Annotated in this window: 19 protein-coding genes; 4 read left to right on the forward strand and 15 right to left on the reverse strand. The window is 60.1% G+C overall.

Features of this window, described 5'->3' with window-relative positions:
• Positions 1 to 8: 8 nt before the first annotated feature.
• Positions 9 to 731: a Cthe_2314 family HEPN domain-containing protein gene (locus BM235_RS06235; protein WP_090110627.1), complete on the reverse strand. Its 723-nt coding sequence runs from the start codon at positions 729 to 731 to the stop codon at positions 9 to 11.
• A gap of 213 nt (positions 732 to 944) precedes the next feature.
• Here BM235_RS06235 and BM235_RS06240 point away from each other — a divergent pair, with 213 nt between their 5' ends.
• The 3 genes from BM235_RS06240 to cls all read left to right on the forward strand — a co-directional run bounded on the left by BM235_RS06240 (position 945) and on the right by cls (position 4,408).
• Complete coding sequence (locus BM235_RS06240; RefSeq protein ID WP_090110629.1) at positions 945 to 1,232, forward strand: hypothetical protein; 288 nt, start codon at positions 945 to 947, stop codon at positions 1,230 to 1,232.
• A gap of 86 nt (positions 1,233 to 1,318) precedes the next feature.
• Positions 1,319 to 2,875, forward strand: a complete 1,557-nt coding sequence (locus tag BM235_RS06245; protein ID WP_090110631.1) for an ABC-F family ATP-binding cassette domain-containing protein — start codon at positions 1,319 to 1,321, stop codon at positions 2,873 to 2,875.
• Positions 2,876 to 2,956: 81 nt separating this feature from the next.
• Positions 2,957 to 4,408, forward strand: a complete 1,452-nt coding sequence (gene cls, locus BM235_RS06250; protein WP_090110633.1) for a cardiolipin synthase — start codon at positions 2,957 to 2,959, stop codon at positions 4,406 to 4,408.
• 292 nt (positions 4,409 to 4,700) lie between these two features.
• On the opposite strand, the gene BM235_RS06255 is transcribed toward cls, so the two are convergent.
• The 5 genes from BM235_RS06255 to BM235_RS06275 form a co-directional block, all read right to left on the reverse strand.
• Positions 4,701 to 5,516 carry an acyltransferase domain-containing protein gene (locus BM235_RS06255; protein WP_090110635.1) on the reverse strand — a complete coding sequence of 272 codons (816 nt, stop codon included), beginning with the start codon at positions 5,514 to 5,516 and terminating at the stop codon, positions 4,701 to 4,703.
• 60 nt (positions 5,517 to 5,576) lie between these two features.
• Positions 5,577 to 7,352 (reverse strand): UbiD family decarboxylase, encoded by a 1,776-nt coding sequence (locus BM235_RS06260; RefSeq protein WP_090110637.1) that lies wholly within the window; start codon positions 7,350 to 7,352, stop codon positions 5,577 to 5,579.
• 18 nt (positions 7,353 to 7,370) lie between these two features.
• Positions 7,371 to 8,402 carry a COX15/CtaA family protein gene (locus tag BM235_RS06265; RefSeq protein ID WP_177244196.1) on the reverse strand — a complete coding sequence of 344 codons (1,032 nt, stop codon included), beginning with the start codon at positions 8,400 to 8,402 and terminating at the stop codon, positions 7,371 to 7,373.
• 531 nt (positions 8,403 to 8,933) lie between these two features.
• On the reverse strand, positions 8,934 to 9,284 hold the full coding sequence (locus BM235_RS06270) for a thioredoxin family protein (RefSeq protein ID WP_090110641.1): 351 nt from the start codon (positions 9,282 to 9,284) through the stop codon (positions 8,934 to 8,936).
• A 128-nt stretch (positions 9,285 to 9,412) separates the two neighbouring features.
• On the reverse strand, positions 9,413 to 10,960 hold the full coding sequence (locus BM235_RS06275) for a stalk domain-containing protein (RefSeq protein WP_255374130.1): 1,548 nt from the start codon (positions 10,958 to 10,960) through the stop codon (positions 9,413 to 9,415).
• Between the two features lie 132 nt (positions 10,961 to 11,092).
• Between BM235_RS06275 and BM235_RS06280 the strand changes: the two genes are divergently transcribed.
• The gene (locus BM235_RS06280) at positions 11,093 to 12,439 is read left to right on the forward strand and encodes a DUF2515 family protein (protein WP_090110645.1); all 1,347 of its coding nucleotides are present in this window, start codon (positions 11,093 to 11,095) and stop codon (positions 12,437 to 12,439) included.
• 20 nt (positions 12,440 to 12,459) lie between these two features.
• Here BM235_RS06280 and BM235_RS06285 read toward each other — a convergent pair whose 3' ends face one another.
• The 9 genes from BM235_RS06285 to BM235_RS06325 form a co-directional block, all read right to left on the reverse strand.
• Complete coding sequence (locus BM235_RS06285) at positions 12,460 to 12,867, reverse strand: VOC family protein (RefSeq protein ID WP_090110647.1); 408 nt, start codon at positions 12,865 to 12,867, stop codon at positions 12,460 to 12,462.
• A 178-nt stretch (positions 12,868 to 13,045) separates the two neighbouring features.
• Positions 13,046 to 14,713 (reverse strand): putative polysaccharide biosynthesis protein, encoded by a 1,668-nt coding sequence (locus BM235_RS06290; protein ID WP_090110650.1) that lies wholly within the window; start codon positions 14,711 to 14,713, stop codon positions 13,046 to 13,048.
• Between the two features lie 21 nt (positions 14,714 to 14,734).
• Positions 14,735 to 15,214, reverse strand: a complete 480-nt coding sequence (locus tag BM235_RS06295; RefSeq protein ID WP_090110652.1) for a DUF456 domain-containing protein — start codon at positions 15,212 to 15,214, stop codon at positions 14,735 to 14,737.
• A gap of 7 nt (positions 15,215 to 15,221) precedes the next feature.
• The gene (locus BM235_RS06300; RefSeq protein ID WP_090110653.1) at positions 15,222 to 15,965 is read right to left on the reverse strand and encodes a Cof-type HAD-IIB family hydrolase; all 744 of its coding nucleotides are present in this window, start codon (positions 15,963 to 15,965) and stop codon (positions 15,222 to 15,224) included.
• Between the two features lie 152 nt (positions 15,966 to 16,117).
• On the reverse strand, positions 16,118 to 18,166 hold the full coding sequence (locus BM235_RS06305; protein WP_090110655.1) for a peptidoglycan D,D-transpeptidase FtsI family protein: 2,049 nt from the start codon (positions 18,164 to 18,166) through the stop codon (positions 16,118 to 16,120).
• A gap of 154 nt (positions 18,167 to 18,320) precedes the next feature.
• Complete coding sequence (locus BM235_RS06310) at positions 18,321 to 18,554, reverse strand: S-layer homology domain-containing protein (RefSeq protein ID WP_090110657.1); 234 nt, start codon at positions 18,552 to 18,554, stop codon at positions 18,321 to 18,323.
• Between the two features lie 82 nt (positions 18,555 to 18,636).
• Entirely contained in the window at positions 18,637 to 19,749 is a 1,113-nt protein-coding gene (locus BM235_RS06315; protein ID WP_090110659.1) for a TolB family protein, read from the reverse strand.
• Positions 19,750 to 19,849: 100 nt separating this feature from the next.
• Positions 19,850 to 21,322, reverse strand: coding sequence for a sensor histidine kinase (locus tag BM235_RS06320; RefSeq protein WP_090110661.1), 1,473 nt, complete (start codon positions 21,320 to 21,322; stop codon positions 19,850 to 19,852).
• Positions 21,312 to 22,010 (reverse strand): response regulator transcription factor, encoded by a 699-nt coding sequence (locus BM235_RS06325; RefSeq protein ID WP_090110663.1) that lies wholly within the window; start codon positions 22,008 to 22,010, stop codon positions 21,312 to 21,314. Before BM235_RS06325 ends, BM235_RS06320 begins: the two co-directional genes overlap by 11 nt.
• Between the last annotated feature and the right edge of the window lie 16 nt (positions 22,011 to 22,026).

A 22,026-nucleotide genomic window follows, 5' to 3' on the forward strand; every position in this document is an offset into this window, starting at 1 on the left:
ATCGCTCCTTAAGCGTGATGCGTCTGTTTCTTCGCTTTTTTGCACATATGGTTGAACACGAGCGCGAGCGCAAGATACACGAGCTCCCAGCCCTCGTTCAGGTCGTCCATGTTCTCGTCGATGTTCTCGAGGTGCGGCTGTTCGCGCTTCACGTTCAGCACCTGGAGCAGGTCGTCCTGGAGCTCCGCGTTCATCTGATGAATCTCCATGTTGCGCCTTCTGCGCAGCCGGCCCATCGTCTCGCGCCGCGGCTCGTACAGCGCCTCCAGCTTCTCGGCCAGCTCGGGATGCAACCCGTTGTGCCGCATGTTGCGAAGCACCGTAAAGAAGGAAAAGTGGTTCTCCATCCGGTTTTCCGTATCGAGCCCCAAGTACTCGTTCATCAGCGTGCCGAGCTTGTCGAGCACCGAGAACAGGCGGATAAACGCATTTTTATCGAAGTAGATATGATTGTAATAGTTCAGCCGGTCCTCCGGCGTCATCTCCTCGAACGAGGTCACGTTCAGCATCTTGGCGAACCGCAGCGCCGCGTAGCGGCTCGACTCCAATTCGTCCAGCGAGCGAAGCAGGCCTTCGGTCCAAATCTGGTACTTGCGGATTCGCGCCGCTTCGACCGAGTCCCCTTCTCCTTGCTCCTGCATCAGCAGCGCGAAGCGCTCCATCGCGTCGATCGTATTTCGAACCGGTCCGCCCCAATCGTAAGGGGGTTCGCCGAATAAAGCTCGCAACATAGTAGGCCTCCAACCGGCGCGGCATATATCGAATCTAAAAGAAGGAATCGCGCCATTCGCCTATTTTCTCATTGTACCGCATCGGGGAATCCCGACTCAACTGCGCAAAACCGTTTAATCGCATGCCGCCGCCTCTTCCGCGAGCAAGCATAGCGGACAATCCCGCGTGAATAAGCTGGACCGTTGCACCCGCAAAAGAGAGGAGTGACCGGCTTGCTCGATTCTGCCCCCGTCCCCCGCACCGCGCAGCCTTATGTAATGATCGTCATTCCCTCATCGCGGATCCGCGCGTTCGTGCTGTACGATATCTTAATGAGTACCCTGATCTATGCCGTCGCCAAGCATAAAGGCAGCGGCGAATGGACGGCGATCGGACTGAGCACGGCGGCGCCCCTTCTTCTAAAGCGCATGTCCTATTTGCTGGAGGACGGCGGCCGGCGCCGTATTCATCGTGGATCCTTCGACGGCTCCTCCCGTCGCCGCTTCTTTTTCCATCAATAAATCTTCCCTATGTCCCCGGCGCCGACTATAATGGTACTTGGTGCTCAGAAAGCGCCATACTACCACGATATAAAAGGGGAATTCCCATGAGCATATTGAACGTGCAAAACTTGAGCCACGGCTTCGGCGACCGGGCGATTTTTAACGACGTGTCCTTCCGTCTCTTAAAGGGCGAGCATGTCGGCCTCGTCGGCGCTAACGGCGAGGGCAAATCGACCTTCATGAACATCGTGATGGGCAAGCTGGAGCCCGACGCCGGCAAGGTCGAGTGGGCGCGCAAGGTCCGCGTAGGCTATCTCGACCAGCACTCGGTGCTGGCCAAGGGCATGACGATCCGCGATGCGCTAAAGACGGCCTTCCAGTACTTGAACGATCTCGAAGCCGAGATGAACGGGATGTACGAGCGGATGGGCGACGTAGAGCCCGAGGAGCTCGAGCGCCTGCTGGAGGAGGTCGGCGAGATTCAGGACATCTTGAACACCAACGACTTTTACCTGATCGACGCCAAGGTGGAGGAGATCGCCCGCGGCCTCGGACTGGCCGACATCGGCCTCGAGCGGGACGTCAACGATCTGAGCGGCGGCCAACGAACCAAGGTGCTGCTCGCCAAGCTGCTGCTGGAAAAGCCGGACATCCTCCTGCTGGACGAGCCCACCAACTACCTGGACGAGCAGCATATCGAGTGGCTCAAGCGTTATTTGCAGGAATACGAGAACGCCTTTATTCTCATCTCGCACGATATTCCGTTCCTGAACAGCGTCATTAACCTCATCTACCATATGGAAAATCAGCAGCTCTCCCGCTACGTCGGCGACTACGACAACTTCTTGACCCTGCACGAGGCGAAGAAGTCGCAGCTCGAGTCGGCCTACAAGCGGCAGCAGCAGGAGATCGCGGACCTCAAGGACTTCGTCGCCCGGAACAAAGCGCGCGTGTCCACGCGGAACATGGCGATGTCTAGGCAGAAAAAGCTCGACGCCATGGACGTCATCGAGCTGGCCAAGGAGAAGCCGAAGCCGGAGTTCAACTTCAAAGAAGCGCGGACCTCGAGCCGCCTTATCTTCGAGGCAAAGGGCCTCGTCATCGGCTACGACGAGCCGCTCAGCCGTCCGGTGGATCTGCTCATGGAGCGGGGCCAGAAGGTCGCCCTTGTCGGCGCCAACGGCATCGGCAAGACGACGCTGCTGCGCAGCCTGCTCGGCGAGATTCCGTCGCTGGCCGGCTCCGTGGAGCGCGGGGACAACCAATTCGTCGGCTACTTCGAGCAAGAAGTCAAAGGCGGCGCGGACGACACCTGCATCGAGTCGGTATGGCGCGAGTTTCCGTCGATGACGCAGTTCGAGGTGCGGGCGGCGCTCGCCAAGTGCGGACTGACGACCAAGCATATCGAGAGCCGCATCTCCGTGCTGAGCGGCGGCGAGAAGGCCAAGGTGCGGCTGTGCAAGCTGATCAACCGCGAATCGAACCTGCTCGTGCTCGACGAACCGACGAACCACCTGGACGTCGACGCCAAAGAAGAGCTGAAGCGCGCGCTCAAAGCATATAAAGGCAGTATCTTGCTCATCAGCCACGAGCCTGAATTTTACCGCGAGGTCGCGACGGACGTCTGGAACGGCGAAGCGTGGACGACCAAAGTCATCTAACGGACACCGCGGACGAAAGGTGCTGCCACGCATGTCGCGTACAGCCTTGCTAGCGTTTAAGAGAGACGAGGAGGAAAAACGGTGAGCGTAACTTCGATCATTCTCGGACTGTTTCTCGTGCTGAACATGATCTTTGCCGTCTTCGTCGTCTTTCAGGGGCGCCGCGATATCGGTTCGACGTGGGCATGGCTGCTCGTCCTCTACTTCATCCCGATTCTCGGCTTCATTATGTACCTGTTCCTGGCCCAGGACTATAGAAGAGTGAAGCTGTTCAAATGGGGCGACCTGGACAAGATCGGCATCCGCAACTTGTCGCAGGCTCAGCTCGACTCGCTAGGCTCCCCCGATTCGATGCGTTCTCTCGGTAAGATTGCCTCTCGGCACGCCGACCTGATCCATCTTCATCTGAAAGGGAGCCGGGCCTTGTGGAGCCAGGACAACGAAGTGGAGACCCTTACGGACGGGCGGGCCAAGTTCGACCGGCTGCTCGCGGATATCGCCGCGGCGACCGAGACGGTCCATTTTCAAACGTACATCTTCCGCTGCGACAGCCTCGGACGCGAGGTGCTGGACGCATTGACCGCCAAAGCCAAGCAGGGCGTCAAGGTTCGCCTGCTGTACGACGAGCTCGGCTCGCGGCGATTGAGCAAGCGCATGCTGCGGCCGCTCATCGAAGCCGGCGGCGAAGCGGCTGCCTTCTTCCCTTCGCGATTCCGCGTCTTCAACCTGCGGATGAACTACCGCAACCACCGCAAGCTGGTCATCATGGACGGCCGAATCGGCTATGTGGGCGGCTTCAACGTCGGCAACGAGTACCTGGGGCTCGACCCGAAGTTCGGCTACTGGCGGGACACGCATCTTCGCATCCGCGGGTCGGCGGTGCACAGCCTTCAGACGCGCTTCATCCTCGACTGGAACCAAGCGACCCGCAAGCACGACATCATTTACGAGCAGGAGCTGTTCCCGGAGGATGCCCCCGCGGGAGAGGTCGGCATGCAAATCGTAGCCAGCGGTCCCAACTCCAGATTGGAGCACATCAAGCAGGGCTACATCAAGATGATCGCTTCCGCGAAGCATTCGATCTATTTGCAGAGCCCGTACTTCATCCCGGACGCGAGCATGCTCGAAGCGCTGCGGATCGCCGTCCTGTCCGGCGTCCACGTCCACGTCATGATCCCGGACAAGCCCGACCATATGTTCATCTACTGGGCGACGCTTTACAATATCGGGGAGCTGCTCGAGACCGGCGCGAACGTTTATTTGTACAAAAACGGCTTCATCCATGCCAAGACGCTCGTCGTGGATCAAGAGATCGCCTCCGTCGGCACCGCGAACACGGACGTGCGCAGCTTCAAGCTGAACTTCGAGGTCAACGCGTTCATTTACGACGCGAACGTCTCCTTGCGCCTCGTCGAAGCGTTCAAGCAGGACATCGCCGTGTCGGAGCTGCTGACGATCGAGAAGTACCGCAGCCGGCCGCTGCGGATCAAGTTCAAGGAATCGATCTCGCGGCTGCTGTCGCCGATCTTGTGAGGCATTGGCATTATGCGAAAAAGTCAGGGAGAAATCTCCCTGACTTTTTTGTATTTGCATGTTTGGAATCGTGCGGGAGCGCGCGTGGCGTTTGAGCGCTGCAGCGTTGGTTTTCTAGCTTGCAGCTGCGGCAACGGGAAGTTTGGGCGCTGTAAAGGCGCTTTTCTCGCTTACATGGGAGCTTGGTCGCTGCAGCGGTGCTTTTCTCGCTTGCAGCGGTGGCCGCGGGAAGTCTTCGCGTTCTAACGGTACTTTTCTAGCTTGCTCTTTTGCCTCCCGCTCCCCGCCTTCTTCAATGATGTGCGAAAATACCCAATCCGGCTCCCAGCTTGCCTCCCGCAACCAAGCGCGCCTTGGCCCGCCGCTGCAGGCCGGTGCTCGCGTCGTAGGCGGCAGGATCGGCCTGCAGCGCGCCGAAGATCCGTTCCTCCGCTTGCCTGGACGCCTCGTCCACCTCATAGATCGCAAACAGTCGCTGGAACTGCATGATGTTCGAGGCCGGGTCCAGCAGTTGGTCCAGGCCCGGGTACAGCAGCCAGGAATGGCAGACGAATACCGGCGGCACGCCCCGGAAAAAGGCGCGCGCTTGCGCGAAGGACGCCAGCGCCGCCTGCGGCTCCAACGGCTCGCCCGCTGGGATGTGGACGTTCAGCACGAGGTCTCCTTTCGCGAACTTCCGATCTCCTACGATCAAATCGCGATCGAGCGGGATCGGCTGAAACTGCAGCCGACCGAGCCGGAACAAAGCAAGGCGCACATGCTCCTGCAGCCAGCCCGATTCCTCGATGCCGTATTCCCCGAACGTCGCCTTGCAAACCTCGCTCCAGATCCGGATATCCGAGAACGTCTCGAAATATACCTCGTCCGGGATTTCTCTCAACCGGTACTCCGCATAAGCGTCCACGGCCATTTTCATAAAGAAGTACAAGAAGAATGGCCTGCGATCCGCCCGCTGCCTGACCGAAGCCAGCATGGCTTCGCGATCGTTTTGAAAAAAAGCTTTGTGCGCGGGAAAGTCGCCGCTCTCTAACCGATCATAGTCCAGCACGAGCGCCGATGCGTCCTCATGCAGTCGGATCGCCGTTGCAAGACTCGCGATATCCATCATTCGACTCCGCCTCCGTTCGTCAAAACGGGACGCAAAAATGCGTCCCGCCCTGTGCTCGTATTAAGACTTGCGAATCCCGTACTCCCGCCACCTGTCGTCCACGAGCTTCACGATGTCCTCGCGCGGGAACAACTCGTCCGGATAGCCCGGCTTCATGCGCGCGTCGATGACGATCGGCAGTGCGTAACCGATGTGATGACGGCTCGCGATCGTCTTGGCGTACATGTCATGCGCAGGGTTGAACCGCGTGAACACGGTCCAGAGAAACTGCCGCTCGGACTCCGCGATCCCGGCGTCGTCCGCCAGCACGACGAGCGGCCACTGCCAGCCGTCGTGCGCGGACAGCGCCTCCGCGAGCCGCTCCGCCAGCTCCGGCTCGCGCTCGAACGCGTCGCCGCGAACGACGAGACAGCCCGGGCCGAAGACGCGGATGTCCGCGATGCCCGGCAGATCCCCGCCCGCATACGTGTGCGGCAGTTCGCGGATCGGATCGCCGACGCCCAGCATGACGGCCTTCGAGCCGTGATTGAGCCTGCGGCCGGTGTAGTCCAGCGTGTCGTGCGACGTATTGTCGAACACGAACAGGTCCTTTAGCGGGTCGAACCGCTCCAGCACCGTCGTCAGCAGCTCGGAAAAATGCTCCAGCTCGACTGGACGGTCCGTCAGCATGAGGAATTTGGTCAGCGACAGCTGCCCCTGTCCGAGGATGCTGAACGCCGTGCCGAGCGCCTCGCGCGAATAGCTCTCGCGGACGACGGCGGACGCGAGAGCGTGGAAGCCGGTCTCGGCGTATGTCCACAGGCTGCGGATGCCCGGCATGACCATCGGAAACGCCGGCGACAGCAGCCGCTGCAGAAACTCGCCTAGGTAATAGTCCTCCTGGCGTGGCTTGCCGACGATCGTCGCCGGATAGATCGCGTCCTTGCGGTGCCAGACATGGTCGACGTTAAACACCGGAAAGTCATGCGTCAGCGAGTAATAGCCGAAGTGATCGCCGAACGGCCCCTCGGGGCGGCGCAGATGCGGCGGCACGCTGCCCTTGATCGCGAACTCGGCCTCTGCCGGGATGCGATGGCCGCCGAGCGGATCCTCCGCCATCGGGAGCTTGCCGCCCAAGATGAGCGAAGTCAGCAGCAGCTCCGGCAGCCCTTCGGGCGCGGGCGCGATCGCCGAAGCGATGAGCGCGGGCGGACCGCCGAGGAAGACGGATACCGGCAGCGCGCGGTTCATCTGCTCCGCCTCGTGATAGTGGAAACCGCCGCCCTTGTGAATCTGCCAGTGCATGCCGGTCGTCGAATCGTCGTACACCTGCATCCGGTACATGCCGAGATTATGCTTCTTGCCGTGCGCCGGGGACTCGGTGTAGACGAGCGGCAGCGTGATGAACGGGCCGCCGTCCTCCTGCCAGCAGGTAAGCGCCGGCAGTCCGGCCAGCGGCCGCTCGCGCTTCGCGACGCCGAGCACCGGCGCCGCGTCCTGCGATACTTTCTTCATGCCGACCTTCATCAGGTCCAGCAGCATATCCTTCTCCCGCCAGAGCGCGGGCAACGTCGGCGGCATTAGCGTGTCCATCGCGCCGATCAACCGGTTCACGAGCTGCTCGGGCCGCGGACCGAACGCCTGATCCACGCGGCGGCTCGTCCCGAACAAGTTGGTGACGACCGGGAAGGCGGCGCCTTTGACATTCGTGAACAGCAAAGCCGGGCCCTCTGAATCGATGACCCGGCGATGTATCTCGGCGATCTCCAGCACGGGATCGACCGGCGTCTCGATGACCGCCAGGTCGCCCTCTTTCCTCAGCATTTCCAAAAAAGGACGAAGCGAAGAAAAACTCATATGATTCCTCCAATGACGTCAGCGACGGGATAGCTGCCAGGCGCGGATGGCCCATAGACACAGCGCGCTGAACAAGATGGATATGATGATCGTATGCAATAAACTGGTAAAGACGTATACGTCGTGGTGCTCGAGCGTGGCGGTAAGCAGCCAGCCGCTCAGGCTCTGCAGGATGACGAGCGCGAGCGATACGTAGCCGATCCGCGTCAGCTCCTCGTGTCCGCCGGTGCGCCGCCGGACGAGCAGCACGATCGCGGCGATGAAGAGGAACAGCAAGATCGCGCCTACCCGGTGCAGGAAAACGATCCCTGTCGCGCCGCTCAGCTCCGGCACGACTTCGCCGTTGCAGAGCGGCCAGCCGATGCAGCCGCCCGCCGAATCGGTATGGCGCACGTAGGCGCCTAAGTAAACAACCGCATAGCAATAAATAATAACCGACAAGATCCAACCGAACAGGCCGGCAGGCACGGAGACGGCAGACGCGCCGGCGCCCGCGAAGCTTGGACGAATCTTCGCAGCGGAGCCGCCCTGCCGTCCGCCGTCAAGCGAACCGGGCGCAGGGACGGTCGCTTTGGGAATCGGCCATGCCCCGGCATCCCCGGCCCGAAGCGCGCGGTCCCAGCGTCTGGCCCAAGCGTACAACAACCACGTACTGGTAAACGCGATCATCGAGATGCCGAAGTGAATGGCGAGCACGGCGTCCGACGTCGGCATGATGACGGCCAACATCCCAAGCACGGCCTGGAAGATGGTGAAAAGCAGCGCGGCGCCCGCGTACATGCGAGCCTCTCCGCTCGCCGGCTTCAGGCGCATGGTGAGCAGGAAAACGGCGAGGACCAGGAAGCCTTCGAGACCGCTTACCGCGCGGTGGGTGTATTCGACGATCGATTCGACCGTATAGGCGGGTATGAACTTCCCGTTGCATAACGGCCAGTCCGTTCCGCAGCCGCGGCCGGATTCGGTATTGGTGACGACGACGCCGGCGATGAGCACGAGCAGCATGCCGATGCAGCTCCACAAGGCCAGCAGCCTGTAAGCTCTAGCAGTCATATTCCATCCCTAATTTCTATAATGAAGTAGTCGGCTTCAGCCCGTTTTCATTATACCCGAGCGATTGCGGTCAATGCTATGTTCAAACTGTGAACGGTCCCGAACATTGTGAAGAGTGTCACAAAGGCGTCGAATTTGATCGGCGAGGCCTCGTTGACGCATAAAGAAACACGGGAAAAAGCAGGTGTTTCCTGCATCGTCCCGTGTTTCGTTATGCGAGGCTAAGCCCGGACGGGCGCTGGCGAAAAGCAGGCCAAAGAGAGGACTGATAACCGTTTTTTTCGGCTATCTCGACCGTTTCGCCGGTCCGCAGAGCGCCGATAGCCGATTTTTTCGGCTATCTCGGCCGTTTCGCCGGTCCGCAGAGCGCCGATAGCCGATTTTTTCGGCTATCACGACCGTTTCGCCGGTCCGCGGAGCGCCGATAGCCATTTTTTCGGGCTATCACGACCGTTTCGCCGGTCCGCGGAGCGCCGATACCCGATTTTTTCGGCTATCTCGGCCGTTTCGCCGGCCCGCAGGCCGGCACGGTCAAGCCTTCGGCGCGATCTCGGCGGACACCGCCACCGCGCGGTCCAAGAACTGCTCGATCTCTTCGCGCGATTTGCGAAGCTTGCTGACGAAGCGGATCAACTCGCGTCCCTCGCGGAAGGCAATGAAGCTCGGGATGCCGAGAATGTTCAGCTCGCTGCACAGGTCGGGCAGATCGTCGCGGTCGACCTCGATCAGCCGGAGCCGATCGGCATAGGCTTCTTCTACCGCGGGCATGAACGGATCGATGAAGTGGCAATCCGGACACCAGGTCGTCTTGAATACCGCCACCGTCAAACCATCCGCGCCTACGCGCGCCCTGAAGTCGGACTCGTTCGTGATTTTCTCCATGCCGCATAACCTCCTTGGACGAGCGCCGGGATCGGCGTCCGTGTCGTTAACGGTCATTATACGCCCGTTCCCCTCGCCTTACAACCGCCGCCCGCCAAAGGAATCATGCCTTTAAAACCTGAGGCGCGTTACAGATCCCGCTTCACTTCGAGCAGTTGTTCGCCGTCATAGCCATCGGTGAGCGTATAGGTCGCGTGCAGCATGCCGAGCAGGTCGTCCGCGCTCATGTACGAGACGCCTCCAAGCCGGGCGACCGGCGACTGAAGCTGCACGGTCTCGCCGTTAACGAGCGCCTGATCCGAGCCGAGCGTGAGCACGAACTCCTGGATCGTCGGTTCGTCGTAGAAGCGAATTTGCTTGCGCGCCGCGTCGAACGCGATCGGATTGCCGAACTCGCGCATCGTCTCCTTGACCGGCAAGTACAGGTTGCCGTCGTCGTCGCTCGCGAACGGCACGCCCCACTCCGAGCTCAACGTGAACGATTGGTCGTCGATTTGCAGGTCGTTTTTGAGCAAGCCGTACACGGCCGAATTCGCGCTCAGCTGACCGAGCAGTTTACGCGGCTTCATGGCCGCCAGTTCCTCGACGTCCATGGCGTTCGCAGGTACCTTTACCTCGCCGAGCCCTTGATCCTCGTTGATGTTCCAGGCCTCTTGGGAGGTGCGGATGACCAAGCTCTTGAGCGGGATGTCTTCCTCTCCGAACAAGCTCGCGTCAAGCGCGATCTCGACGTCGGATTTGCGGACGTGCAGGGATTTGTCGGCGTAAAAGTCGCCCTTGAACGTCAGCGCTTCGTTGAACGCCTGCTGCCAATCTTCCTCCGAGCTCGCCTCTTCATATTCGTCGCGCAGCTCCTTCACGCCGTCCATCACGGTTTGCGCTGCGTCCGTCAGTTCCTCCGGCGTCCAATCGGTGTCTTCGGGCACGATGCCGATCGCGTCCTTCAGATCCTGCGGCAGATCCGACACCCATGCGGCGAGCTTTTCGATCAGGCTCTTCACGCCTTGACCGTCCGAAAGCACCGAATCGAGGAATACCGGAATCAGTTCGCCCAGCTCCTTGCCGTTCAACTCGGCATGCACCTTCATCAGGTCGGTCGGCGTGCCGTTGATCGGCACCTGAACCGCTTCGGCCTGAATCTTCGGCGGATTCGGCAGATGCCCGACCACGAAGGACGCGACCTGCTTCACCGCGTCCCTTACCGCCTGCTCGGCGACTTGGGACGTCATATCGCCAATTCCCGGGAACAGATCCTCCCCTGGGATCGCGCCCGCCTGAAGCTCTGCTGCATCCAATACGAGAGGCCGCTTAGCGCCCTCGACCGTTAATACCGCGGTCGTCGGGTCGATCTGCAGCGCGAACGGAATCGTCCGATCGTTCAGGGAGAGACTGCCGCTCGCATTCATATTGCCTTTTTCATCCGACCGCACTTGATCGAGCTGCAGCTTGATTCGGCTGAAAAGCTTAATCAACCGCTGCGTCTCTTCGTCTTCGGCCGCGATCGCTTCCTCGTCCCAATTCAGTTGAACCTCGAGAGACCCGCTGCCCGCCGACGAACGGACGTCCAGCTGCTTGGTCAGCATCTCGTTCAAATTGACGCCGCCCACGGCCTGACAGCCGACGAGCACGATGATCAGGAGGGCGACCAATGCCATCCCCAATCCGCGCGACTTCATTTTTACCACGAACCCATCCCCTCCCGATTATAACCATCCAATGATATCCAATAATTGATACCCGGTTATGGATAGTTCGACGCGACATTTGGAAATCCTTCCAAATAGAACGATTCATCGCGAGAGGGGGAGATGACGATCGAAGATACGACCGGCGCTTACCGGAAAAGCAGCGAGCGTCCGGAGCAACCGGCATGGGCCGCCGTGACCCGCGGGTTGGTTAAAGGCGCGGCTATTAAGGGAGCGGCGCTGCTGGAATCCGTCAGGCTCGCTCGTCCGCGTTCATCGCTTCGCCTGCCCAAAGGAATCGCCGCCTGGGCCGAATCGGAGCTGAGCGGAGCGATCAATCGGGGTTGGCGCGGCGCCTCCTCCCACCTGGATGCGACCAACGCGTCGCTCGTTGCCTGCATCCGGGATGAGACGGAGGCGTACAATCGCAACAACGTGACGCGCACGGCTGCCTATATGGAAATGTACAAAGCTTTGCCGGAGCTGCATTGGGCGCTGCTCGCGCATCTGGTGTCCCGCAACGGCGGATGGAACATGACCGACCTGCAGGGCGCCTGGCTGCCGAAGCTGCTCACGCACCGGGACAGAGCGACCTTGTTCGGCATGCTCGAATCCTGCAACGCGCTCATCTTCCGCGACGCCTATCCGCAGCTGCGTCTATACGCGGAGAGCCGCCGGGCGGGGCGCAGCCGGTTTGCGCTGCTGCCCGCCTTCGGCGTGTCCGCGTTCATGCGGCCGTTTTGGGAGCGCTTCTGGATCGAACGGGATCCGACCGCGCTGACGGTCGCCCTTATCGTGAACGAGCAGCACGTGATCGAACGGCGCGTCGTCCAGGATCCCGCGTACAAGGATACCGTGCTCGGCTCCGCGGCGTTCAAAGGCATGCGTCCCTTGCAGCTGCAGCAAGTGGTCGTGCCGCTAGGCGGCGTACGGGCCGCGCGTTTGCGGCTCGGGGAGCCGGGCACAGCCCGCGCAGTCGCGCCGGACGGCGGGGAAGAATCCGCGGACAGCGTGCTGGCCGGCCGCGTATTGGAGTCGTTCACGAACGTCGATGAACGCATCGCGTTCGGCAAAAGCCTGTACGCCATGCTGTTCGCGTACCCGAAAGTGCTGGGAGGGGCGCTGGCTTTTGCGGAGACGGTCGGCCATACGGGCTCGCGGGCAGACTATTGGCCGGAACGGTTCACGGCGGGAGCAGGGCAAGGGGATCGTCCGAAGGAGACTAACGGGGAAGACGAACGGGCCTGGTACAGCCCCAGGCTCGCAGACGCCTGGCCCGACCGGCCGCTCGGAAGCGTGAGCGATGGGGATTGGCTGGTCGATCTGAATGTCCTCAAGCACTTGAGGTCGCTGCGGGCGCCGATCAACTTCGTCATGACGCATGAGCATGCGTTCGGCCAGCGCAAGCTCCAGGTCGCGGCGCTCGCGCTGGAAAGCCTTAAGCGGCGGGCGTCGCGGCCCGAAGCGTGAACCGGGACGCGACCGCCCGTTCATTCCTTGCAGATCATCAGCTTGTTGCCGTCGAGGTCCTTGAACACGAACCAGTGGCCGTCTTCGATATCCGTAAGCCGTTCCGCGCCGAGCGCGTCGACGAAAGCGAGCGAAGCCTCGAGATCTGCCGTCGGCAGCATCAGCACGGGCGTCTCGATCGCCGCCGCGCCGCCCGGCTCGGCACCGCCCCACTTCGGCATCGTATCGAGGATGACGTCGGTGCCGTCCAGCGGCAGCACGCAAATATGGCCGAACAAAATGTCGCGTTCGCTTTCCTCAAATCCGAGCAGCCTGCAGTACCAGGCCCGCGACCGTTCGATATCCTTTACCGGAATGAACACGCTCGCCACTCTCCGCCCGATCGGACTGGCAGCTGCCCGGCGATCTTGCGCGGCATTTTCAGTCATCGCTTTTCGCTCCTCGTTTTTCGATTTTGAAGCGGTTATCTCGATTACCAGAATTCCATCCGACATCCATAAATTATCAATAATGACGCCGAAAAATCAAGCGAAAATAAAAGCGTTAGTCCCCATGAAAAGGCCACGTCCATACGGACGTGGCCTTTTTACGATTCGCTTTAACAGTTTAAGCAGTGCCTTTCGTCGCTCGCCCGCCCCGCGCGAAGCGCAGGAACGGACGCAGCACGCGCCGGATGCGCGCCGGATAAGAATCGAGGTCGTCAGCGCGAAGCACGCCGAACGCCGTGAGCAGCACCGGATACACGGCGCAGATGAGCAAACCGAGCGCGCCGGTGGCGAGCAGATACGGCCACTTCCAGCCGAGCGGCGCGGCCAGGTGAAGCACGGCATATACGAGAGCGCCGCCCGCCGCGGAAAGAATCAGTACCGTCGCCGCGAAGCCCGTCCAGCGGTCTCCGAGCGCGCGGACGCCGGCGCGCTTGCGGATGGACATCATGTTGGTCATCGTCGAGAACATGAAGCAGAGCGCTGTCGCCGTGACAAGGCCGTAAACGCCGAACAGCGGCGTCAGGATGAGCGACAGCACCAGCTTGATGAAAATGCCCACAAGCGTATGCTTCATCGCGAGTCGCTGCTGGCCGAGTCCATACAGTATCGAGTTCGATGTCATCATCGTGATCTGGAAAATGGTACCGCCTGCCAGCATGCCGACGATCAAGCTGGCGTCGGGCGTGGAAAACAGCGATCCGTTAACTGCATGGGCGCCAACCGTCATAAGCAGTACGAGGGGCATCCCCGAGAAAATGCCGATTCGGAGCGCGAGCGTCGCCTGTTTCTCGACCCGCGATCGGTCTCCGGAAGCGTATGCCGCCGAGAGCACCGGCAGAATCGATTGGCTGAGCGCGATCGCGAGCACCGGGGGGATGCCGGCGATCGATTGTGCGTTGGTCGTCAGATAAGCGAGCCACGTCAGCGTCTTTTCCTCGCCGAAGCGCCACTCGCTCAGCCGGGTCAAAAGCGTCTGGTCAATCATATAGATCGCCTGTACGGTCATCGCCGTCACCAGAATCGGAATGGAGATACGGAAGATCGCCCGGTAAATATCCCGGTTGCTGCGCAGCACCGGAGGACCGCCCGCCGCGCCTCTACCCGGGGATCGTTCCGCGCGTTCCAGCTCGCCTGTTCGCTCGTCGCTTTTTCTCAGCTTGACGCCGTAATACACCATGACGGCGAACGCGCCGACGCTGCCGACGACGCTTCCCAGCGCGCCGCCTGCGGCCATCTTTTCATTGCCGTAGCCCCAGCCGTGCAAGGCAAATACGAAACCGATTGCCGTGACAACGCGGGCGATCTGCTCGACGACCTGGGACACGCCGCCCGCCATCATGAGCTGACGGCCCTGGAAGTAGCCGCGCATCATCGCGATGACCGGGAACAGCAGCAGCGAAGGGGCGATCGCGCGGATCGCCAGCGTCGCATGCTGCGTGCCGGCCAGCCACGTATAGACTGGAGCCAAAAGCAGCAATCCGATCGTCAGGACGAGGCCGGCGATCATGCCGAACTTCATTGCCGCACGATAGATGCGCTTGACCTCGTTGCCCCTGCCGAGCTCGACGCGCTCCGATACCATCTTGCTGATCGCGCTCGGAATACCGGCGGTAGCGACAACTAATAGCAACAAATAGACCGTATTCGAAATGCCGAACGCGCTGTTGCCCACCTCGTCCATCACATGCTCGAGCGGCACGCGCTGAAAGATCCCGATGACGCGGGCGATGAGCGCCGCCGCCGTCAGGATCAGCGTGCCTTTGATAAGCGAATCCTTTTTAACCATCTACGGGTATCAGTCCTATCGCTAGATTAGCCAGATGAAGAAGATGACGATCATCGCCACCTGGAAGATGACCTTCGCCACCGTGCTGGTGAACAGCCCGACGAGCGAGCCCCAGCCGACGAGCATCGCCTTTTTTACGTTCGATCCGCTCACGAGCTCGCCCAGGAAGGCGCCTGCGAACGGGCCGATGATCAGGCCGAAGGCGGGGATGACGAACGGCCCGATGAGCACCCCGATCGTGCTGCCCCAGACGCTCGCCTTGGATCCGCCGAAGCGCTTGACGCCCCAAGCGTTCACCACGTAATCCGCGACGAACAAAATAATGACGATCAGCGTCTGAAAGCTCCAGAACCACCAGCCGAACGGCTCGAACGAGAAAAACCAGCCGTAGACGAAGAAGGCGAAATAGATCGCCAGCGCCCCGGGCAGAATCGGATAGACAGCGCCTGCTAGACCGATCGCGAACAACGCGATGACGAGTACCCAGCCCAAAATATCCATTCGGACATCACGCCTTTAAAATATAATTTTGAATCACTTGCGCCACGCCGTGCTCGTTGTTCGTGCCCGTCACGACGTCCGCTTCGGCCTTGACGGCGTCCTGCGCGTTGCCCATCGCGACGCCGAGACCCGCCGCGCGAATCGCCGCCAGATCGTTCAGGCTGTCGCCGACCGCTACGGCTTCGGAGATGTCGCAGCCGATCATGCGGCACACCTCTTCGATCGCCGCCGCCTTGCTCACGCCCGCGGGGTTCACCTCGATGTTGAAGGGCGACGAATTGCTCAGCTCCAGGCCCTCCCACGTCAGCAGCTCTTCCCACAGCTTTGCAATGACCGACGCGTCCTCGTCGTAGTAGCCGAATTTGAGCCACGTGCGCGAATACGTATCGTCTACCCATTTTTCCTTGTTGTAAATACCGTCCGTCGCGTACGCCCAGAACCAGGCGACCGGGTGCCGCTCCGCAAGCATGTGCAGCTTCATGATCTTTTCCGTGTCCATCGGGATGCGCCGGTGGATGCTGTTCGGCTTCGTCCAGATCTCCCCGCCGTTGACCGTGATCATCGGCGTCTGCAGCCCGAGCTGCTCGACGATCGGCAGCGCCGTCGGGAAGCCGCGTCCCGTCGATGCGATGACCGTCACGCCGGCCTCGCTCGCTTTTTGAATCCATTTCTTGTTTTCCTCGCTGATCTCCTGCCGGTCGTTCAGCAGCGTCCCGTCCAGATCGAGCGCCAGCAGCTTGTATCTGACCACCTAGCCTACCACTCCTTCTGATGCGGCCGCAGCCTGCTTGCAATCTAAGTCATTCTAACATAATCGAGGGGTAAAAAACGACAAGCCCCCGACCCGCCGCGTCGAAGCGATGGGCCGGGGGCGGATCGGGCATCGGCCCGAACGCCAATCTTTTAAGGCTGCTGCGTCATGTCGACCGCCACGTTCGTCACGATCGGCGGCCTTGGACCTGCGTCCGTCAGGCCGACCTCGGCGTCGTACGCGTCGAAAATCTTGCGCGCGATCGGCGCCGCGCCCCAGCCGCCGTACCCGCCGTCCGGCACGATGACCGCGACCGCGAGCTTCGGCTTATCCTGCGGGGCGAACGAGATGAAGACGGCGTTCTCGACGAACTTGCGCTTGCCGACGCCCTGCTGCTGCGACGTGCCGGTCTTGCGGTAGAAGTCGTAGCGCACGCCTTCGAAGCCTTCCACCTTGACCTGTGCCATGCCGTTTTCGATCGTCTTCCAGTACGAATCGGGCAGCTTGATCTCGTTCAGCACCTCGGGCTTCATCGTCGTCACGACGGTGCCGTCCGCGTCCGTCGTATGGTCGACGAACAGCGGCTTCATCCGCTTGCCGTGGCTGGCGAGCGTCGCGGCGTACTGGGCGAGCTGCAGCGCCGTATACTTGCCCTGCTGGCCGAACGAGGAGTAGATCATCGCGGACTGGTAGCTGTCCCGCGTCGCGCTGTTGAAATAATCCACGATGCCCGGCGATTCCTTCGGCAGTCCGCTGCCGGTTTTGACGCCTAGGCCGAACTCCTTCATGTGCTTATCCCAGATGTCGACGCTTTCTTTCTTATATTTGATATACAGCGCGTTACCTACCATTTTGGCCATAAACGCATTCGAAGACTTGGCGATCGCCCTCGTAGGCGTCAGCTCGCCGTTGTACGAGCGTCCCGCATTCTGGACTTCAGCCTGATCGTCGCGCCCGAATTTGAAGTAGCCCGGATCCGTCCATGTAGACGAAGGCGTGATCAACTTTTCCATGAGCCCGGTCAGAATCGTCAGCGGCTTCTGCGTGGAGCCCAGCGGCACGAGCGACGTCGGATGCTGCGAGCGCTCCTTCGGATCGTCGTATGGCGGGAACACCTCGCGAATCGCGCCGTTGCCCATCGCAGGCGTGATCGCGTCAAGCTCCTCTTGACTGATGCCGCCCTGCCATACATTCGTGTCGTAATCCGGCATGCTCGCCATCGCCACGACCTTGCCCGTAGCCACCTCGATCGCGACCGCATAGCCCGTCGTCGGCTGCGCGTCCTTCAGCGTCTTGACCGTAGACGCGCGGGTCGTCGCGATCTGGTCGAGGATCGCTTGCTGCGCGGTGAGCTGCACGTTGCGGTTGATCGTAAGATAAAGGTTCTGCCCCTTGACCGGCTTGGTCAGCTTCATGTCCCCGACGATCCGGCTCATGCTGTCGATCTGGTAGGACTTGTAGCCGTTCAGGCCGCGCAGCTCCTTCTGGTACATGAGCTCGATGCCGTCGTAGCCGACATCCTCCGTATCCAAGTATTTCAGCGCCGGATCGGACTGATCCTCGTTGATTTTTTTGTAAAAATCGAGATTCTGCTTGGCGCCCTTCATCTTGGCCATATAACCGACCAGCTGCGCGGCGACCCGGTCCGGACTGTATTGGCGGATGCTCTCCTCCACGATCTCCACGTCCGGATATTCGTCGCGATGCTCGCTGAGGTAGGCGATCTCTTCCTTCGTCAGTCCGGACTTGATCCGTCGCTGCTGGAACGGCAGATGCGTTCTTCCCTTGATATCCATGGCTTTGACGACGTCCTCCGCCGTCATCGGCTCGGCCGCCGGATCGCCCTTATCGTTGAACAGCTTCACGAGCTTCGCGGCCATTCCCTCCGCCGTCTCCTGCTTCATGCCCGTCTTCAGCGTGAAGTAAAGGGACTGCGTAGAGATGGAATAGGCGATTCGCTGTCCTTTGGAATCGTAAATATTGCCGCGGATCGGCGGGATGGACACGCCCTTCGTGATCAAGCTCGTCTGGCGTTCCTTGAGGCTCGGGCCTTCGACGAACTGGAGATACGCCAGCCGTACGATCAGCATGGAAAATAGGAGAAAGGTGAGCATGAAAAAAACGTTCAGCCGGATGCTGAAGTGACGACGGTTGCGTGATTCCTTTTTTTTCTGCTCTTCTGTCTTGACTTCGGCGTTCATCTCGAAGCTTCCCTCCCGGCTCGGACTCTCTATCATTCTAGCATAAATGCGTTCGCGGAGCAGGCGGCCGATATTCCTGCATCCCGAGGTCCTATTCGCCAAAAAAACACCGGCCGCCGCTCTTGGGGAGCAGGGCCGGTGCCTGTCATCTGATTTAGACCACGGTCTCGATAAATCGCTTCAGAATGACCGCGACTTCCGCTCTCGTCGCCGTTTCTTTCGGGGCGAAGGCGCCGTTCTGACGGCCGGCGATCAAGCCGTTGTTCTGGCCGTACAGTAACGCTTGCTCAGCCCAAGCGTCGATTGCCGATGCATCGGAGTAGCTTAGCTCCGAACCTGCCTCAGTATCCGCATCCGCTTTGATAAACCGCGCGAAGCGATAGAGCATTACGGCCAGCTCCTGACGCGTCACCTGGCGGCCGCCCGTCTCGAAGTCCCTCAGGCATGGTGACGATCTTCATTTCCTAGCGTTATTTCATTCCTATTGTCAGATGCACGACGCTGCTGTTGAAATCCTTGCCGTCCCATACGGTATAAGCAAAGGCTTGCCCGGAAGGACTCCATACGGTCTGCGGATTCTCGACGTTCACCGCGATGCCGGTCGACTTGTCGGCCAGCAGGTCGTACACGTACAGCCCCGTCACGTTCGTTCCGGACGAAGCGCCTTTGAGGCTATAGGCAATGAGCCGCTGGTCCGGCGACCAGGAGACGCCGCCTAGCTCCGTGCCTTCCGCGATTACCTTCGGATTTTTCCCGTCGGCATCGTACATCGTCAACGTTTTTTTGGAATCGGTGTACTGCAGCACGAGCATCTGCTTGCCGTCCGGGGACGGCACCAGGTCGGATACCCGCGCCAGATTCAGATCGGTCTGCGTGCCCGTGGCCGGATCCGCCATGTGCAGCGTCTCGTCCGCATTCGAGTTGTAATAAATCTTGCCGTTCATTTGACGCACGATGATCAAGCCTTCCGCGGGAACTCCTTTCACAACCGTGATCTTGCCGTCCGTACTGGCCGTGTAGGCTCCGCCGCTGTATGCGGCGCCGATCACCTTGCCGTCGTCCGTCCAATGCGCGCTCATCGCGCCGGCCGTCGGACCGCCTGTAATCGGGAACGAATCCAGCGTCGCAAGGTCCAGCACGCGGTAGATCGGATCGCCCAGCGAAAACTCGCTGTACAGCAGATGCTTTTTATCCGGCGACAGCTCCCCGTCGCCCAAATTTACGTTTTTTTGTTCTTTCAGCGGTTCCAACTTCTGGGTCCCGAGATGGTAGCGATAAAGACTCCTCGGGTAGGAATCCGCCAATTCCTCCGAGCTCATCTTGCCCAGCGCTTCATTGGCTTTAATCGCGACCGCCGTCTCATCGTCAAGCCAGTCGGTAATCGCGACATGCTCGTGAGCGTCGATCTTTCCTACCGTTATATCCGGCGTGCCCGCTTCCTTGCCGGCATCGTCGATGACCGTTATCGTTTTGCCGGGCTCCTTGATTACTTCGCGGTTGCCGGACTGATTGTCGCTGCACGCGGCGAGCGTCATGAGCAGCGCCGGAACGGCGACCGCCATTTTCAAAGCTTTTGCTTTCATTGTTATCGCCTCCTTGCCATTCAATTTACCAACCGAATGTAGATAAAGTACGACCGATTGTTTCGAAAATGTAAACAAACATTTCGAGAATGAGCGATGTCTAAGCGGATTCTCTGCTGCCCCAGGCCGGATAAGCGACGCTAAACGTCGTTCCCTCCGCATCCGACCGCAGGAGCGCGATGGAGCCGCCTTGCATTTCCGTATATTTTTTAGCCAGAGCGAGTCCCAGGCCGGCACCGCCGTTTTCCCGCGACCGGTTCTTATCCACCGTATAAAAAGGCTCGAAGATCTTGTGCACGACCGCTTGCGGAATACCGATGCCCGTATCGGCAATCTCGATGACGACCTGCCCGTTCCGCTCCGCGCAGTTGACGCTGATGCTGCCTTTGGTCTTGTTATACTTGATCGCGTTGTCGAGCAGGTTCATCAGCACGATCGTCAAGCTGTCGCCGTCCGCGTCCGCGCTGGCTTCTGCCAGGTTCGTCTCCAGACGGAGGCCGAACTTGTCCATCTTGCCCTGCAGGCTGCCCAGCACCGACTCGATCGTCTTGCGCACGTCCACCTTTTCTTTGGAAAATTCAAAATCGTATTTCTCCAGCGCGGACAGCTGCAGCACCTTTTCGACCATTTCGTACAAACGTTGGGTATCGCCGGAAATATTCGTCCTGGCCGTCTGCAGCAGCGCTTCGTCGTCCGGATACATATCCATCAGATCGAGATAGGCTTTAATCGACGTTAACGGCGTTTTGAATTCATGCGTGACATTGCCGATAAACTGCTTCTGCTGCTGATCCAGCTTAGACAGCTTGTCGACCGCCAGCTTCAGCTTCTCCTGCTCCTCGTCCTTGTCCCGGATCGTTCGTCTAATGCGTTCGCTCATCATGCGAATGCCTTCGCCAAGCTCGCCGAGTTCGTCCTTGCGCGCCAGGACGTCCGTTTCGTAGCTGCCCTCCCGAATCCGGTTTACCGTTTGGTTCAGCTTAATGATGACGCCGGATAACGAGTTAAAATAAAAATACGCCAAAAGGAAGCTGAGCAAAAACGTGCCGGCGCCGATATAAACAAACAGCTGCCTGATCTGACGATAAAAAACGTCGTTCGCGGCCAGATCGTAATAAAACTGCACGACGCCCACCTGTTCGGCGCCGGCCTTTAAGGGGGACAGGTAATAAAGCGAATCGCCTTCGACTAAATAAGCCGTTTTCTGCTGAAGCGCGTAGGCCAGCGTCTGGCCGATGCCCTCGGACACGGCGCCGGATTTGTTTTTATAGATCGCCTTCCCGTTCGCATCGTACAATTCGACCGTCTGGCCGCTGATCCACTCCAGCTGCCTGCCGAATTCCTCTCCTTTAGTGGCGAGGTATGTCTCGGGCACCTTGTACGATTGTGTGAGCGTCAACGATTGGTAGAGATACGTATTCGCCGTCGATGCCTGCTGCGCCAACAATTGCTCGACCTGCGCGCGCTGATTTTTCTGAATCCCCTGGAGTACGAGCAAGCTCAGTACGATAACCGTCAACAGCAGCAGCACGGCCAAAAAAGCGCTCGTTTTGAGCTTGATGCTAATTCTCACTGCGCCCGCCTCCCGCGGCTTTATACCCGATTCCGTGCACGGTCTGGATCGCCTCGCTGTATGCCTCGCCCAGTTTTTTTCTTAGCCGCTGCACATGGATATCGACGGTTCTGGTCCCTCCTGCGAAATCCATGCCCCACACCAGGTCGAGCAGTTGCTCCCGCGTGTATACCAAGCCGGGCCGGGCGGCGAGCTGCGCCAGCAGGTCGAACTCCTTGGGCGTCAAGTCGAGTTGCCTCCCGCCTGCCTCCGCCCGCCTCTTGCCGATATGCAGCGCGATGTCCCCTAGTTCGATTTTGGCGGCTTCCTCTTTTTCCCCGGCGGCCTGCATCCTTCGCAGCAGCGACCGGAGGCGCGCCAGCAGCTCGCGCATGTCGAACGGCTTGGTCATGTAGTCGTCCGCGCCGAGCTCCAACCCGAGTATCTTATTGACGATATCTTCCTTGGCCGTCAGCATGATGACGCCGATGCGCCCTTTGTTCTGCAGCTTTTTGAGAATGTCATAGCCGTCCATGCCCGGCAGCATCACGTCCAGGATTATGGCATCGGGCTGGTAGATGCTTAGTCTTGCCAATGCCTCGCCGCCGTCGTAGACCGCCTCGACCTCATAGCCCTCCCGCCTCAGCGCGTAGGCTATGGCATCGGCGATTTTCCGCTCGTCCTCGATCACCATTACTTTTTCGTGCATCCGGCGGTTCCTCCGT

It is taken from the genome of Cohnella sp. OV330 (assembly GCF_900112065.1).
Lineage (GTDB): Bacteria > Bacillota > Bacilli > Paenibacillales > Paenibacillaceae > Cohnella.